Raw genomic sequence first — 12601 nt, forward strand, 5'->3', positions numbered from 1 at the left:
CTTGTGTTCTCATTGCTGGAGAGAGTTATGGAGATCCTCTACAACGTCTTTACCGTTTTCTTTAATCAGGTAATGACTAACGCCCCGCTGCTGCTGGGGATTGTGACGTGCCTGGGTTATATCCTGCTGCGTAAAAGCGTGAGCGTGATTATCAAAGGCACGATTAAGACCATTATCGGCTTCATGCTGTTGCAGGCAGGGTCTGGCATCCTGACCAGCACCTTTAAGCCGGTCGTGGCGAAAATGTCGGAAGTGTATGGTATCAACGGCGCGATCTCTGATACCTACGCCTCAATGATGGCCACCATCGATCGCATGGGGGATGCCTACAGCTGGGTGGGTTACGCGGTTCTGCTCGCGCTGGCGCTGAACATCCTTTACGTTCTGCTGCGCCGCATTACCGGTATTCGCACCATCATGCTGACGGGGCACATCATGTTCCAGCAGGCAGGGCTGATCGCGGTGTCTCTCTTTATCTTCGGTTACCCCATGTGGACCACGATTATCTGCACGGCCGTGCTGGTATCGCTCTATTGGGGGATCACCTCCAACATGATGTACAAGCCGACGCAAGACGTCACTGACGGCTGTGGCTTCTCCATCGGCCATCAGCAGCAGTTTGCCTCCTGGATTGCTTACAAAGTTGCTCCGTACCTGGGTAAAAAAGAGGACAGCGTTGAAGATCTTAAGCTGCCGGGCTGGCTGAATATCTTCCACGACAACATCGTTTCAACCGCCATTGTGATGACCATTTTCTTCGGGGCCATTCTGCTCTCCTTCGGTATTGACGTGGTGCAGGCGATGGCGGGGAAAACCCACTGGACGGTCTATATCCTGCAGACCGGTTTCTCCTTCGCGGTGGCGATTTTCATCATTACTCAGGGCGTCCGTATGTTCGTTGCTGAGCTCTCGGAAGCCTTCAACGGGATCTCCCAGCGCCTGATTCCCGGCGCGGTGCTGGCCATCGACTGCGCCGCTATCTACAGCTTCGCGCCGAACGCGGTGGTCTGGGGCTTTATGTGGGGCACCATCGGCCAGCTGATTGCGGTGGGCATCCTGGTGGGCTGCGGCTCGTCCATTCTGATTATTCCTGGCTTTATCCCGATGTTCTTCTCCAACGCCACCATCGGCGTCTTTGCGAACCACTTTGGCGGCTGGCGCGCAGCGCTCAAGATCTGCCTGGTGATGGGCATGGTGGAAATCTTCGGATGCGTGTGGGCGGTCAAGCTCACCGGTATGAGCGCCTGGATGGGCATGGCGGACTGGTCAATTCTGGCCCCACCGATGATGCAGGGCTTCGCCTCCGTCGGACTGGTCTTTATGGCCGTCATCATCCTGATTGCACTGGCTTATATGTTCTTCGCGGGTCGCGCGCTGCGCGCTGAAGAAGATGCGGAAAAACAAACAGCAGAAGTTTCTGCTCATTAAGGAGTTTCGATTATGACCGTACGTATTCTGGCTGTCTGTGGCAATGGGCAAGGTAGCTCCATGATCATGAAGATGAAAGTGGACCAGTTTTTAACCCAGTCCAATATTGACCACACGGTAAACAGCTGTGCAGTGGGCGAATACAAAAGCGAGCTGAACGGCGCGGATATCATCATCGCCTCAACCCATATCGCCGGTGAAATTAGTGTGTCAGGCAATAAATATGTGGTGGGCGTCCGCAACATGCTGTCGCCAGCGGATTTCGGCCCCAAGCTGCTGGACGTGATCAAAGAACACTTCCCACAAGACGTGAAGTAAGGACGCCCAATGAAACTACGTGATTCGCTGGCGGAGAATAACTCCATCCTTTTACAGGCTGAGGCCAGCACCTGGCAGGAAGCGGTCAAGCTGAGTGTGGATTTACTTGTTAAGGCTGATGTAGTCGAGCCGCGTTATTACCAGGCCATTCTTGATGGCGTGGCCCAGCACGGCCCTTACTTTGTCATTGCGCCAGGCCTGGCCATGCCGCATGGCCGTCCGGAAGAGGGTGTGAAGAAAACCGGCTTCGCGCTGGTGACGCTGAAAACGCCGCTGGTGTTTAACCATGAAGATAACGACCCGGTCGACATTCTGATCACCATGGCGGCCGTGGATGCCAACACCCATCAGGAGGTCGGCATCATGCAGATCGTTAATCTGTTTGATGACGAAGCGAATTTTGACCGTTTACGCGCCTGCCGCACTGCGCAGGACGTTCTGGATTTAATTGATAACGCCACAGCGGCGGCCGTTTAAGAGGAATTGAATATGTCATTACCGATGTTGCAGGTTGCGCTGGATAACCAGACGTTGTCCCACGCTTACGAAACGACCCGTCTGATCGCCGAAGAAGTGGACATCATCGAGGTGGGCACCATTCTGTGCGTAGGCGAGGGCGTTCGCGCCGTTCGCGACCTGAAAGCGCTCTATCCACACAAAATCGTGCTGGCGGATGCCAAAATTGCTGACGCAGGAAAAATTCTCTCCCGCATGTGCTTCGAAGCTAACGCTGACTGGGTCACCGTGATCTGCTGTGCGGATATCAACACCGCGAAAGGTGCGCTGGACGTGGCAAAAGAGTTCAACGGCGATGTGCAGATCGAACTGACCGGTTTCTGGACCTGGGAGCAGGCACAGGCGTGGCGCGAGGCTGGCATTCAGCAGGTGGTTTATCACCGCAGCCGTGATGCCCAGGCCGCAGGCGTGGCGTGGAGCGATGCGGATATCAGCGCGATTAAACGCCTGGCGGATATGGGCTTTAAAGTGACCGTTACCGGTGGTCTGGCGCTGGAAGATCTGCCGCTGTTCAAGGGCATCCCGATTCACGTCTTTATTGCGGGGCGTAGCATTCGTGATGCGGCCTCTCCGGTAGAAGCTGCGCGTCAGTTCAAACGCTCAATCGCTCAGCTTTGGGGCTAAGGAGCGGGTATGTTGTCAAAACAGGTCCCGCTTGGCATCTATGAAAAGGCACTCCCTGCGGGGGAGTGCTGGCTGGAGCGGTTGCAGCTGGCAAAACAGCTGGATTTCGATTTTGTCGAAATGTCAGTGGATGAGACGGATGTGCGCCTCTCTCGCCTCGACTGGAGCCGCGAACAGCGTCTGGCGCTGGTGAGCGCTATCGCGGAAACGGGCGTGCGCGTGCCTTCCATGTGCCTCAGCGCCCACCGTCGTTTTCCGCTTGGCAGCGAAGATGATGCTGTGCGTGCGCAGGGGCTGGCGATCATGCGTAAAGCCATTCGCTTTGCGCAGGATGTTGGCATTCGCGTGATTCAGCTCGCCGGGTATGACGTTTACTACCAGGAAGCCAATGATGAAACGCGCCGTCGTTTTCGTGACGGCCTGAAAGAGAGCGTCGAGATGGCCAGCCGCGCGCAGGTGACGCTGGCGATGGAGATCATGGATTATCCGTTGATGAACTCCATCAGTAAGGCGCTGGGCTACGCGCACTACCTGAACAACCCGTGGTTCCAGCTCTATCCTGATATCGGCAATCTGTCGGCGTGGGATAACGACGTACAAATGGAGCTGCAGGCGGGGATCGGGCATATCGTGGCGGTTCACGTCAAAGATACCCGTCCTGGCGTATTCAAAAATGTTCCGTTCGGCACCGGGGTGGTGGATTTTGAACGGTGCTTCCAGACGCTCAAACAGACAGGCTACTGCGGGCCGTACCTGATTGAGATGTGGAGTGAAACGTCGGACGACCCGGCCGCGGAAGTGGCAAAAGCCCGGGACTGGGTGCGCGAGCGCATGGCGCAGGCGGGGTTACTGGAGGCTGAATATGCTTAAGCTCAAGCAGCAGGTCTTTGAGGCCAATATGGATCTCCCGCGTTACGGGCTGGTTACATTCACCTGGGGCAACGTCAGCGCTATCGATCGCGAGCAGGGGCGGGTGGTGATCAAACCGAGCGGCGTAGCGTATGACACCATGACCGTTGACGATATGGTGGTGGTGGATCTCAACGGACAGGCTGTGGAGGGAAAATGGCGTCCCTCTTCAGATACGGCCACGCATCTGGCGCTGTACCGACGCTATCCATCACTGGGCGGCGTCGTGCATACCCACTCGACCCATGCCACGGCCTGGGCGCAGGCGGGGCTGGCCATTCCGGCGCTGGGTACGACCCATGCGGACTATTTCTTTGGCGACATTCCCTGCACCCGCGCGTTAACGCAGGCTGAAGTGGAAGGGGAGTACGAACTCAATACCGGGAAGGTGATTATCGATACGCTGGGTGAAACTGAACCGTTGCATACGCCGGGTATTGTGGTCTATCAGCACGGTCCGTTCGCCTGGGGAAAAGATGCTCACGACGCGGTACATAATGCTGTCGTGATGGAGGAGGTGGCACGCATGGCGTGGATTGCCCGCGGCATCAATCCGCAGCTTCAGGGCATTGATGATTACCTGATGAACAAGCATTTCATGCGCAAGCACGGCCCGAATGCTTATTACGGGCAGAAGTGAATAAGAGCTCTGGAATACCGAAAACAATTGTAACCGGTGGTATTTCAGAGCCATTCACAAAAAAAAGCCCCCGGGCAGGGGGCAACGTAAACTATGGCTATGTTCTCGTTGTTGGCTTTCCTGGTGCTAGCGTTAAAGCGTTATCGGTAAATATCTGCACTGGCGTGCATATTGCCGTTGCTGCCGGGCTCACGCGTCAGAACGACGTGATAGTAGGTTGCGCCCTGCGCATCGGTTTCTTCATTAAGCGCCTGATCTGCTTCACTTTCAGTGGCGAAATTATGATTAATGTAGATTACGCCCAAGCTTTGCACATCATCCATGTTCCTGGCCTGCCGGCCGTCTATTTTGATGGCTGCCATCGCGTTTGCACTGAGCAAAAGCGCCGCCATAATGGCTAATGCGATTTTTTTCATGATTTGCGCTCCACGACTGCGTGCTGTGAGAGAGGGGGATGCTCCTTCTTTAATTCAGGTGATCTCTGATTAAAGTGTAATCACTCATCCGGCGGGGATGCGTGACCATTTCTGATGCAGTTGTTCAAAAAAACACCGCTTCCTGATGCGATTAATTTTAAATCACCCACTTAGACCAGCTTTACGCTTTGTGCGAATTATTTGTGCAATCAGCTTGAGTTTCCGGGGGCGCGCAAGTATTATGACGCGTCAATTTTTCAGCCGACCTTTAACACGTTCCTTGCCTCCCCGGGCCTCGGCTGACCCAGACAGGAGGCTGAATAATCCGTAAGGAGCAATTCGATGCGTCATTACGAAATCGTTTTTATGGTCCATCCTGACCAGAGCGAACAGGTTCCGGGTATGATCGAGCGCTACACTGGTGCAATCACTGCAGCAGCGGGCACGATCCACCGTCTGGAAGACTGGGGCCGCCGTCAGCTGGCTTACCCGATCAACAAACTGCACAAAGCTCACTACGTTCTGATGAACGTTGAAGCGCCGCAGGAAGTGATCGATGAGCTGGAAACTAACTTCCGCTTCAACGATGCCGTTATCCGCAGCATGGTTATGCGTACTAAACACGCAGTTACCGAAGCATCTCCGATGGTTAAAGCGAAAGACGAGCGCCGTGAGCGTCGCGATGATTTCGCAAACGAAACCGCAGATGATTCTGATGCTGGGGATTCTGAAGAGTAATTTCTGATGACCAACCGTCTGGCGTTGTCCGGCATCGTATGCAGGGCTCCCCTTCGAAAGGTCAGTCCATCAGGAATTCCGCATTGCCAGTTCGTGCTTGAGCATCGTTCTGTGCAAGAGGAAGCCGGGTTTCACCGGCAGGCGTGGTGCCAAATGCCCGTTATTGTTAGCGGACACGAAAACCAGGCCATTACTCACAGTTTAACGGTCGGTAGTGCAGTAATCGTTCAGGGGTTCATTTCTTGCCACAAGGCAAAGAACGGTCTGAGCAAAATGGTTCTGCATGCCGAGCAGATTGATTTGATAGATTCTGGAGACTAGCCATATGGCACGTTATTTCCGTCGTCGCAAGTTCTGCCGTTTCACCGCGGAAGGCGTTCAAGAGATCGACTATAAAGATATCGCAACGCTGAAAAACTACATCACCGAAAGCGGTAAGATTGTCCCAAGCCGTATCACCGGTACTCGTGCAAAATATCAGCGTCAGCTGGCTCGCGCTATCAAACGCGCTCGCTACCTGTCCCTGCTGCCGTACACTGATCGTCATCAGTAATCGGGCACGGTCCATTAATACGACTTTAAGAGGATAAGGTAATGCAAGTTATTCTGCTTGATAAAGTAGCAAACCTGGGCAGCCTGGGTGATCAGGTAAACGTTAAAGCGGGCTACGCTCGTAACTTCCTGGTTCCACAGGGTAAAGCTGTTCCAGCTACCAAGAAAAACGTAGAGTTTTTCGAAGCACGTCGCGCTGAACTGGAAGCCAAACTGGCTGACGTTCTGGCGGCTGCTAATGCTCGCGCTGAAGCAATCAACGCACTGGGCACTGTTACCATCGCTTCCAAAGCTGGCGACGAAGGTAAACTGTTCGGTTCCATCGGTACCCGCGATATCGCTGATGCAGTTACTGCAGCAGGCGTTAAAGTGGCTAAGAGCGAAGTTCGTCTGCCGAACGGCGTTCTGCGTACCACTGGTGAGCACGAAGTTGACTTCCAGGTTCACAGCGAAGTGTTCGCTAAACTGGTTGTTAACGTTGTAGCTGAGTAATTTTTTACTCTGCTCACGTTGAAACGCCGGCCTTGCGCCGGCGTTTTGCTTTTTAAAGAAACCGGTTTTTAACGCGCCCGGATAAAACTGCCGTCAGGCTGGCGAGTAAACAGCACCTGCTGACCATTGCCGGTATCAATCGTTAATCCTGTCACCACACCGCTGGCATTCTGGCGAATCTGCACCATCTGCCCGTTCTGCAGGTTACTGAGCGGCTTACCCGCGCCTTCCACTTGCGCCATGGCATAGACGTCGGTCGGCGGCAGGTTGTGGTCGCGGAACAGCTGCGCCAGGGTTTTGCCCGGCTCCACGCGATAGGAACGCCACTGCTGTTCAATACCGGTGGGTTGTTGTGCCGGTGGCGCAGACGGGGTGGCGGCCTGCTCCTGCGGCTGTTCATCCTGAATGGGCTCAGGCTCAACCGGCGCGACCTGACCCGGATCGTTCGACGGGGTGACGAGTTGCGTCTGCATGGGTTGTGCGTCAGGCTGCGGTCGCGTTTGCGACTGAATGTCCAGCTGAGCGTTGCGGGTGACGGGCGCGGTATCGACATCATCGCCACCGGAAGGAAGCAGGAAGCCCACGATCACCATCAACGCGCCAATGATGATCCCTCTGCGATGCAGAGGCGGCAGCGGATCCATGATGCGAAAATTGTCCGGCGCCTGCCAGATTTTCGCCAGGGTAGGTTTCAGTTCAAATCGCCCGGGCATGGCACTCCTCCTGCTCCGCGTCTTTTTTATCCTGTGCTCCGAAGTATAGTTTGCTAACTGCCTGAACGACGTAGCAAACCCGACATCTGTGACATCAGTTCGGGATTAATCCTGGTTCTCTCTATTGTTTCTGTTTCGTCGCGGTTTGTCACCTTAACTTCAGACAAAGTTTTACCCATAAGGGCATGGCTGATATGCTGCCCGCTACTTTAAATGTGATGGAAGGAAAACCCATGACCACCCCGACTTTTGACACTATCGAAGCGCAGGCAAGTTACGGTATCGGCTTGCAGGTAGGACAGCAACTGAGCGAATCCGGCCTGGAAGGTCTGTTACCAGAAGCGCTGGTGGCGGGTATCGCTGACGCGCTGGAAGGCAAACAGCCTGCCGTTCCGGTCGATGTCGTACACCGTGCGCTGCGTGAAATCCACGAACGTGCTGACGCCGTGCGTCGTGCGCGCTTTGAAGAGATGGCAGCCGAAGGTGTGAAATATCTCGAAGAGAACCGTGAGCGTGAAGGCGTGAACAGCACCGAGTCCGGTCTGCAGTTCCGCGTGATAAATCAGGGCGACGGCGCAATCCCGGCGCGTACCGACCACGTTCGCGTCCACTACACCGGTAAACTGATCGACGGTACCGTCTTCGACAGCTCCGTCGCGCGCGGCGAACCGGCTGAATTCCCGGTGAACGGCGTTATTGCGGGCTGGATCGAAGCGCTGACCCTGATGCCAGTCGGTTCCAAATGGGAACTGACTATCCCGCATAACCTGGCATACGGCGAACGTGGCGCTGGCGCGTCCATCCCGCCATTCAGCACCCTGGTATTTGAAGTCGAGCTGCTGGAAATTCTGTAATCGACTTTTCTTATTTCCTCTCCCCGGTTGGGGAGGGGAAAATAGTGTTAAAACCTATAGTTACGACGTAATCAATATTTTATCTTGCAAACGAAACTGTTGCGTGTATTTTTGTGAGCTGTTTCGCGCTGTATGAGTGATATGACACTCACTTTCAACATATTGTTAACATAATATCTAAATCATAGTGTTCATCCCGCCGATTCTTACCTAATATCGATTAGCCCTTACACGGGGAACGTCATCTTTTGACGTATTTAAAGGCCAGAAGAGCCTTAACAACACAGACAGGCATAAACAGGAAAATATCACATGGTAGATCAGGTCAAAGTCGTCGCCGACGAAGAGGCGTCGTCTGAACAGTCGCTACGGCGCAATCTCACAAACCGTCATATTCAGCTTATTGCCATTGGGGGTGCCATCGGTACCGGGCTGTTTATGGGGTCAGGCAAAACCATCAGTCTGGCCGGGCCGTCAATCATATTTGTGTATATGATTATCGGTTTTATGCTGTTCTTCGTGATGCGTGCAATGGGTGAATTGCTGCTCTCGAACCTCGAATACAAATCCTTCAGCGACTTTGCTTCTGACCTGCTCGGGCCGTGGGCAGGCTATTTCACGGGCTGGACCTACTGGTTCTGCTGGGTTGTGACGGGTATGGCGGATGTCGTGGCGATCACGGCTTACGCGCAGTTCTGGTTCCCGGGACTGTCGGACTGGGTGGCCTCGCTGGCGGTCATTGTGCTGCTGCTGAGCCTCAACCTTGCCACCGTTAAAATGTTCGGTGAGATGGAATTCTGGTTCGCGATGATCAAGATCGTGGCGATTGTCGGACTCATCGTGGTGGGTCTGGTGATGGTGCTGACGCACTTCCAGTCCCCAACCGGTGTTCAGGCATCGTTCACCCATCTGTGGAATGACGGGGGCTGGTTCCCGAAAGGCATCAGTGGCTTCTTTGCGGGCTTCCAGATCGCGGTGTTCGCCTTTGTGGGGATTGAGCTTGTCGGTACGACCGCTGCGGAAACCAAAGATCCGGAGAAATCACTGCCGCGCGCAATCAACTCCATTCCGGTGCGTATCATCATGTTCTATGTCTTCGCGCTGATCATCATTATGTCGGTGACGCCGTGGAGTTCAGTGGTGCCAAGCAAGAGCCCGTTCGTTGAGCTGTTCGTGCTGGTGGGTCTGCCTGCTGCCGCGAGCCTGATTAACTTCGTGGTGCTGACTTCTGCGGCCTCGTCGGCCAACAGCGGCGTGTTCTCTACCAGCCGTATGCTGTTTGGTCTGGCGCAGGAAGGCGTGGCGCCGAGCGCGTTCGCGAAGCTGTCTAAACGTGCCGTACCGGCGAAAGGGCTGACCTTCTCCTGCATGTGCCTGCTGGGCGGCGTGGTAATGCTCTACGTGAACCCAAGCGTGATTGGCGCGTTTACCATGATCACCACGGTCTCTGCGATCCTGTTCATGTTCGTCTGGACCATCATCCTGTGTTCATACCTGGTGTACCGCAAGCAGCGTCCACACCTGCATGAAAAATCAATCTACAAAATGCCGCTGGGCAAGCTGATGTGCTGGGTGTGCATGGCGTTCTTCGTGTTCGTACTGGTTCTGCTGACGCTGGAAGATGATACCCGTCAGGCACTGATCGTCACGCCGCTGTGGTTTATCGCGCTGGGGCTGGGCTGGATGTTTATCGGTAAGAAACGGATGGCAGGCATGCGGTAAGCATGTTGCCGGGTGGCGCTGACGCTTACCCGGCCTACGTTCGAGGTCGTTGTAGGCCCGGTAAGCGCTAGCGCCACCGGGCTTTTTTATTCCCCCGCTAATGCCCGCGGGAACAGAACGTTATTCTCCAGACTGATGTGCTCCATCAGGTCATCGATCATCTCGTTAATGCCGTTATACATCGCTTTCCATGTGGTGCACGCTTCCGGTGGCGGGGTGACGTTGTGGGTGGTGTGCTTGATCACCTCCAGCAGTTCGCCCGCCTCATCATGTTCGCTTTCCATTACGCTGATGGGCCCCATCGCCTGACTGCCCATTCCCTGTTTTATCATCGGGAAGAGGATCTGCTCCTCTTTCATCATGTGGCTGGAGAGCTCTTCGTGCAGCAGGGTCAGGTATTTCGCCAGGCCGCGGGGTACGGAAGGTTTGTCGGCATGAACGCGTTCCACTTTGGTCGCCTGCAGGATCAGTTCCGGCAGTTGTTCGCGATGACGGTCATGGTAACGTTTGATGATATGGTCAATGATTTCCGCAAGCGGGGCGGCGCGCCAGTCCTTGTCGACAGGCTGCACGGCCAGCTGTGCCAGCTCTGCTTCAATTACCTCAACGTCCAGCGCCTTGCGCGAAGCCGCACGCGCCAGGGTTTGTTTACCACCGCAGCAGTAATCCATATCGTATTTACGGAACAGCGCAGAAGCGCGAGGAATGGAGAGCGCCAGCTCGCCAAGGGGTTGGTCGCGTAAGGCCATAGCAGTTACCTCGTCATCAATAATATAAATTGCATATTAAATGCATCTTTATGGTGATGCTATAACCCTTAGGAGGGAAGGGTGAAAATGCGATGCAGATCACAAAAAAATAGCTCTTTTAACTCCCTGAATGGGCTCGGGAAAATCCTTTAGAAACTTTTTAAAAGTGGAGAAACAGTAAACAACCCGCCGCGCCTGCCGATAGATCCACGTCAGACAAACCTGCATATAACAAAGGCAACGCATGTTTAAACGTATAAAAGTCATTACCCTTCTCATTTCGGTGCTGCTTGTGCTCGGCATCATGCAAGTGATTTCCGCCGGTATCTTTATCAACGCGCTGAATAACGATAAAGACAACTTCACCGTGTCGCAGCTTTCCAGCAAAAATGTGGCGGAGTTTACCGACGCGTGGATCAGCCTGAACCAGGCGCGCGTCACCCTGAACCGCGGGATGCTGCGCCTGCAAAGCAGCATGGCCTCGCAGATTAACGGCGGCCAGTTAAATGAGCTGGTGAACACGGCGAAAAACCTGCTGGCGGAAGCGCAGGTCCATTACGATAAATATTATGCCTTGCCGAATACCCCGGGGCTGGATGAAAACCTGGCGAACCGGCTTGAAGAGCAGTACCGCATATACTCCGCGACGCTGACGCAAATGAACGTTCTGCTGAGCCAGGGCAATCTGGAAGATATGTTTAAGCAGAATGCGGAGCAAAAACAAAACGCGATGCAGACGGTTTATCGTGAATGGCGTGAAGCGCAGGCTGCGCTGACAGATAAAGGCATTCAGGATAATGAAAGTGATTACAAGCGCATCCTGTGGATCCTCTCTGCGGTGATGTTGCTGGTGATTGTGGTGATTATTTCCAGCTGGATAGCCATGCGCCGCGTGCTGCTGCTGCCGCTGGAAGAGGTCATCAACCATATCCGTGCCATTGCGGCAGGGGATTTGACCCAGCCGATTCAGGCAGACGGTAACAATGAAATGGCGATCCTGGCTCGCAACGTGCAGGAGATGCAAACCTCGCTGGCGAACACCGTGGGCGTGGTGCGAGAAGGGGCCGATACCATTTACACTGGTGCCGGTGAAATTTCTGCCGGCAGTAACGATCTCTCTTCCCGTACCGAACAGCAGGCTGCTTCCCTGGAAGAGACGGCAGCCAGCATGGAACAGCTGACGGCAACCGTGAAGCAGAACGCCGATAACGCGCGTCAGGCTTCCCGTCTGGCGCTGGATGCCTCTTCAACGGCGAAGAAGGGCGGAAACGTGGTCGAAGGCGTTGTGCGTACAATGGAAGAGATCGCCACCAGCTCCAGTAAAATCGCGCAAATTACTAACGTGATCGACGGTATTGCCTTCCAGACTAATATCCTGGCGCTTAACGCGGCGGTGGAAGCGGCGCGAGCAGGTGAGCAGGGGCGTGGCTTTGCGGTGGTGGCCGGTGAAGTGCGTACCCTGGCTCAGCGCAGCGCCCAGGCGGCGAAAGAGATCAAAGCGCTGATCGATGATTCCGGCGAGCGGGTAAACGCCGGCTCGCAGCTGGTTAATGAAGCCGGAGCCACGATGGCTGAGATCGTTAATGCGGTTACCCGCGTGACCGACATCATGGGTGAAATTGCCTCGGCTTCTGACGAGCAGAGCCGCGGTATCGACCAGGTGGGCCAGGCGGTAGCCGAGATGGACCGCGTGACCCAGCAGAACGCCTCGCTGGTGGAAGAGTCTGCGGCCGCGGCTGCCGCGCTGGAAGACCAGGCTGCTCGTCTGAACGATGCGGTGGCGGTGTTTAAAATCATCCGCAACCAGGCGGTCAAAACGGCACCGGTAAAAACCTACGTGCCTAAAACGCAGCCCGTCGCGGCTGCGTCTGAAGCGAACTGGGAAACGTTTTAATATCATGCCGGGTAAGGCGTAGCCGCCACCCGGCAA

At 54.9% G+C, this 12601-nt stretch carries 16 protein-coding genes; 13 read left to right on the forward strand and 3 right to left on the reverse strand.

Annotation, left to right across the window (positions count from 1 at the left end; all coding sequences use genetic code 11):
- The first annotated feature begins 27 nt into the window (after nucleotides 1-27).
- From ulaA to GM298_RS16890, 6 genes are read left to right on the forward strand one after another with little or no spacing between them, the layout of a single operon-like run.
- Nucleotides 28-1428, forward strand: a complete 1401-nt coding sequence (gene ulaA, locus GM298_RS16865) for a PTS ascorbate transporter subunit IIC (RefSeq protein WP_025758275.1) — start codon at nucleotides 28-30, stop codon at nucleotides 1426-1428.
- 12 nt (nucleotides 1429-1440) lie between these two features.
- A complete protein-coding gene (gene ulaB, locus GM298_RS16870) occupies nucleotides 1441-1746 on the forward strand; it encodes a PTS ascorbate transporter subunit IIB (protein ID WP_025758276.1) in 306 nt (101 codons plus the stop codon).
- Between the two features lie 9 nt (nucleotides 1747-1755).
- Nucleotides 1756-2223, forward strand: coding sequence for a PTS ascorbate transporter subunit IIA (gene ulaC, locus GM298_RS16875; RefSeq protein ID WP_003856024.1), 468 nt, complete (start codon nucleotides 1756-1758; stop codon nucleotides 2221-2223).
- Nucleotides 2224-2235: 12 nt separating this feature from the next.
- The gene (gene ulaD / locus GM298_RS16880; protein ID WP_025758278.1) at nucleotides 2236-2886 is read left to right on the forward strand and encodes a 3-keto-L-gulonate-6-phosphate decarboxylase UlaD; all 651 of its coding nucleotides are present in this window, start codon (nucleotides 2236-2238) and stop codon (nucleotides 2884-2886) included.
- 9 nt (nucleotides 2887-2895) lie between these two features.
- Nucleotides 2896-3756 (forward strand): L-ribulose-5-phosphate 3-epimerase, encoded by an 861-nt coding sequence (locus GM298_RS16885; RefSeq protein ID WP_266154643.1) that lies wholly within the window; start codon nucleotides 2896-2898, stop codon nucleotides 3754-3756.
- Nucleotides 3749-4435 carry an L-ribulose-5-phosphate 4-epimerase gene (locus GM298_RS16890; protein WP_266154645.1) on the forward strand — a complete coding sequence of 229 codons (687 nt, stop codon included), beginning with the start codon at nucleotides 3749-3751 and terminating at the stop codon, nucleotides 4433-4435. The genes GM298_RS16885 and GM298_RS16890 overlap by 8 nt, the downstream gene beginning before the upstream one ends.
- Before the next feature lie 140 nt (nucleotides 4436-4575).
- On the opposite strand, the gene yjfY is transcribed toward GM298_RS16890, so the two are convergent.
- Nucleotides 4576-4851: a DUF1471 family protein YjfY gene (gene yjfY, locus GM298_RS16895; RefSeq protein ID WP_025758282.1), complete on the reverse strand. Its 276-nt coding sequence runs from the start codon at nucleotides 4849-4851 to the stop codon at nucleotides 4576-4578.
- A gap of 342 nt (nucleotides 4852-5193) precedes the next feature.
- On the opposite strand from yjfY, the gene rpsF reads away from it, so the two are divergent.
- From rpsF to rplI, 4 genes are read left to right on the forward strand one after another with little or no spacing between them, the layout of a single operon-like run.
- Nucleotides 5194-5589: a 30S ribosomal protein S6 gene (rpsF, locus tag GM298_RS16900; RefSeq protein WP_025758283.1), complete on the forward strand. Its 396-nt coding sequence runs from the start codon at nucleotides 5194-5196 to the stop codon at nucleotides 5587-5589.
- A 6-nt stretch (nucleotides 5590-5595) separates the two neighbouring features.
- A complete protein-coding gene (gene priB, locus GM298_RS16905) occupies nucleotides 5596-5910 on the forward strand; it encodes a primosomal replication protein N (RefSeq protein ID WP_025758284.1) in 315 nt (104 codons plus the stop codon).
- Between the two features lie 4 nt (nucleotides 5911-5914).
- Complete coding sequence (gene rpsR / locus GM298_RS16910; protein WP_000135199.1) at nucleotides 5915-6142, forward strand: 30S ribosomal protein S18; 228 nt, start codon at nucleotides 5915-5917, stop codon at nucleotides 6140-6142.
- A 41-nt stretch (nucleotides 6143-6183) separates the two neighbouring features.
- The gene (gene rplI, locus GM298_RS16915; RefSeq protein WP_003856039.1) at nucleotides 6184-6633 is read left to right on the forward strand and encodes a 50S ribosomal protein L9; all 450 of its coding nucleotides are present in this window, start codon (nucleotides 6184-6186) and stop codon (nucleotides 6631-6633) included.
- A gap of 68 nt (nucleotides 6634-6701) precedes the next feature.
- On the opposite strand, the gene GM298_RS16920 is transcribed toward rplI, so the two are convergent.
- The gene (locus GM298_RS16920; RefSeq protein WP_045284427.1) at nucleotides 6702-7346 is read right to left on the reverse strand and encodes an OapA family protein; all 645 of its coding nucleotides are present in this window, start codon (nucleotides 7344-7346) and stop codon (nucleotides 6702-6704) included.
- 233 nt (nucleotides 7347-7579) lie between these two features.
- Between GM298_RS16920 and fklB the strand changes: the two genes are divergently transcribed.
- Nucleotides 7580-8200, forward strand: a complete 621-nt coding sequence (fklB, locus tag GM298_RS16925) for an FKBP-type peptidyl-prolyl cis-trans isomerase (protein WP_008502892.1) — start codon at nucleotides 7580-7582, stop codon at nucleotides 8198-8200.
- 312 nt (nucleotides 8201-8512) lie between these two features.
- Nucleotides 8513-9922, forward strand: a complete 1410-nt coding sequence (gene cycA, locus GM298_RS16930) for a D-serine/D-alanine/glycine transporter (RefSeq protein ID WP_008502891.1) — start codon at nucleotides 8513-8515, stop codon at nucleotides 9920-9922.
- Nucleotides 9923-10008: 86 nt separating this feature from the next.
- On the opposite strand, the gene ytfE is transcribed toward cycA, so the two are convergent.
- A complete protein-coding gene (gene ytfE / locus GM298_RS16935; RefSeq protein WP_262748125.1) occupies nucleotides 10009-10671 on the reverse strand; it encodes an iron-sulfur cluster repair protein YtfE in 663 nt (220 codons plus the stop codon).
- Between the two features lie 244 nt (nucleotides 10672-10915).
- Here ytfE and GM298_RS16940 point away from each other — a divergent pair, with 244 nt between their 5' ends.
- On the forward strand, nucleotides 10916-12565 hold the full coding sequence (locus GM298_RS16940) for a methyl-accepting chemotaxis protein (protein ID WP_262748126.1): 1650 nt from the start codon (nucleotides 10916-10918) through the stop codon (nucleotides 12563-12565).
- Nucleotides 12566-12601: the final 36 nt, after the last annotated feature.

Origin of the sequence: Enterobacter sp. HSTU-ASh6 (assembly GCF_026319105.1) — a bacterium.
Taxonomy (GTDB): Bacteria; Pseudomonadota; Gammaproteobacteria; order Enterobacterales; family Enterobacteriaceae; genus Enterobacter; species Enterobacter sichuanensis.

What these genes read in the sequence shown, in the direction of transcription:
- ulaA (WP_025758275.1), top strand. Translation starts at nt 28, where the DNA reads ATGGAGATCCTCTACAACGTCTTTACCGTTTTCTTTAATCAGGTAATG.
- ulaB (WP_025758276.1), top strand. Translation starts at nt 1,441, where the DNA reads ATGACCGTACGTATTCTGGCTGTCTGTGGCAATGGGCAAGGTAGCTCC.
- ulaC (WP_003856024.1), top strand. Translation starts at nt 1,756, where the DNA reads ATGAAACTACGTGATTCGCTGGCGGAGAATAACTCCATCCTTTTACAG.
- ulaD (WP_025758278.1), top strand. Translation starts at nt 2,236, where the DNA reads ATGTCATTACCGATGTTGCAGGTTGCGCTGGATAACCAGACGTTGTCC.
- GM298_RS16885 (WP_266154643.1), top strand. Translation starts at nt 2,896, where the DNA reads ATGTTGTCAAAACAGGTCCCGCTTGGCATCTATGAAAAGGCACTCCCT.
- GM298_RS16890 (WP_266154645.1), top strand. Translation starts at nt 3,749, where the DNA reads ATGCTTAAGCTCAAGCAGCAGGTCTTTGAGGCCAATATGGATCTCCCG.
- yjfY (WP_025758282.1), bottom strand. Translation starts at nt 4,851, where the DNA reads ATGAAAAAAATCGCATTAGCCATTATGGCGGCGCTTTTGCTCAGTGCA.
- rpsF (WP_025758283.1), top strand. Translation starts at nt 5,194, where the DNA reads ATGCGTCATTACGAAATCGTTTTTATGGTCCATCCTGACCAGAGCGAA.
- priB (WP_025758284.1), top strand. Translation starts at nt 5,596, where the DNA reads ATGACCAACCGTCTGGCGTTGTCCGGCATCGTATGCAGGGCTCCCCTT.
- rpsR (WP_000135199.1), top strand. Translation starts at nt 5,915, where the DNA reads ATGGCACGTTATTTCCGTCGTCGCAAGTTCTGCCGTTTCACCGCGGAA.
- rplI (WP_003856039.1), top strand. Translation starts at nt 6,184, where the DNA reads ATGCAAGTTATTCTGCTTGATAAAGTAGCAAACCTGGGCAGCCTGGGT.
- GM298_RS16920 (WP_045284427.1), bottom strand. Translation starts at nt 7,346, where the DNA reads ATGCCCGGGCGATTTGAACTGAAACCTACCCTGGCGAAAATCTGGCAG.
- fklB (WP_008502892.1), top strand. Translation starts at nt 7,580, where the DNA reads ATGACCACCCCGACTTTTGACACTATCGAAGCGCAGGCAAGTTACGGT.
- cycA (WP_008502891.1), top strand. Translation starts at nt 8,513, where the DNA reads ATGGTAGATCAGGTCAAAGTCGTCGCCGACGAAGAGGCGTCGTCTGAA.
- ytfE (WP_262748125.1), bottom strand. Translation starts at nt 10,671, where the DNA reads ATGGCCTTACGCGACCAACCCCTTGGCGAGCTGGCGCTCTCCATTCCT.
- GM298_RS16940 (WP_262748126.1), top strand. Translation starts at nt 10,916, where the DNA reads ATGTTTAAACGTATAAAAGTCATTACCCTTCTCATTTCGGTGCTGCTT.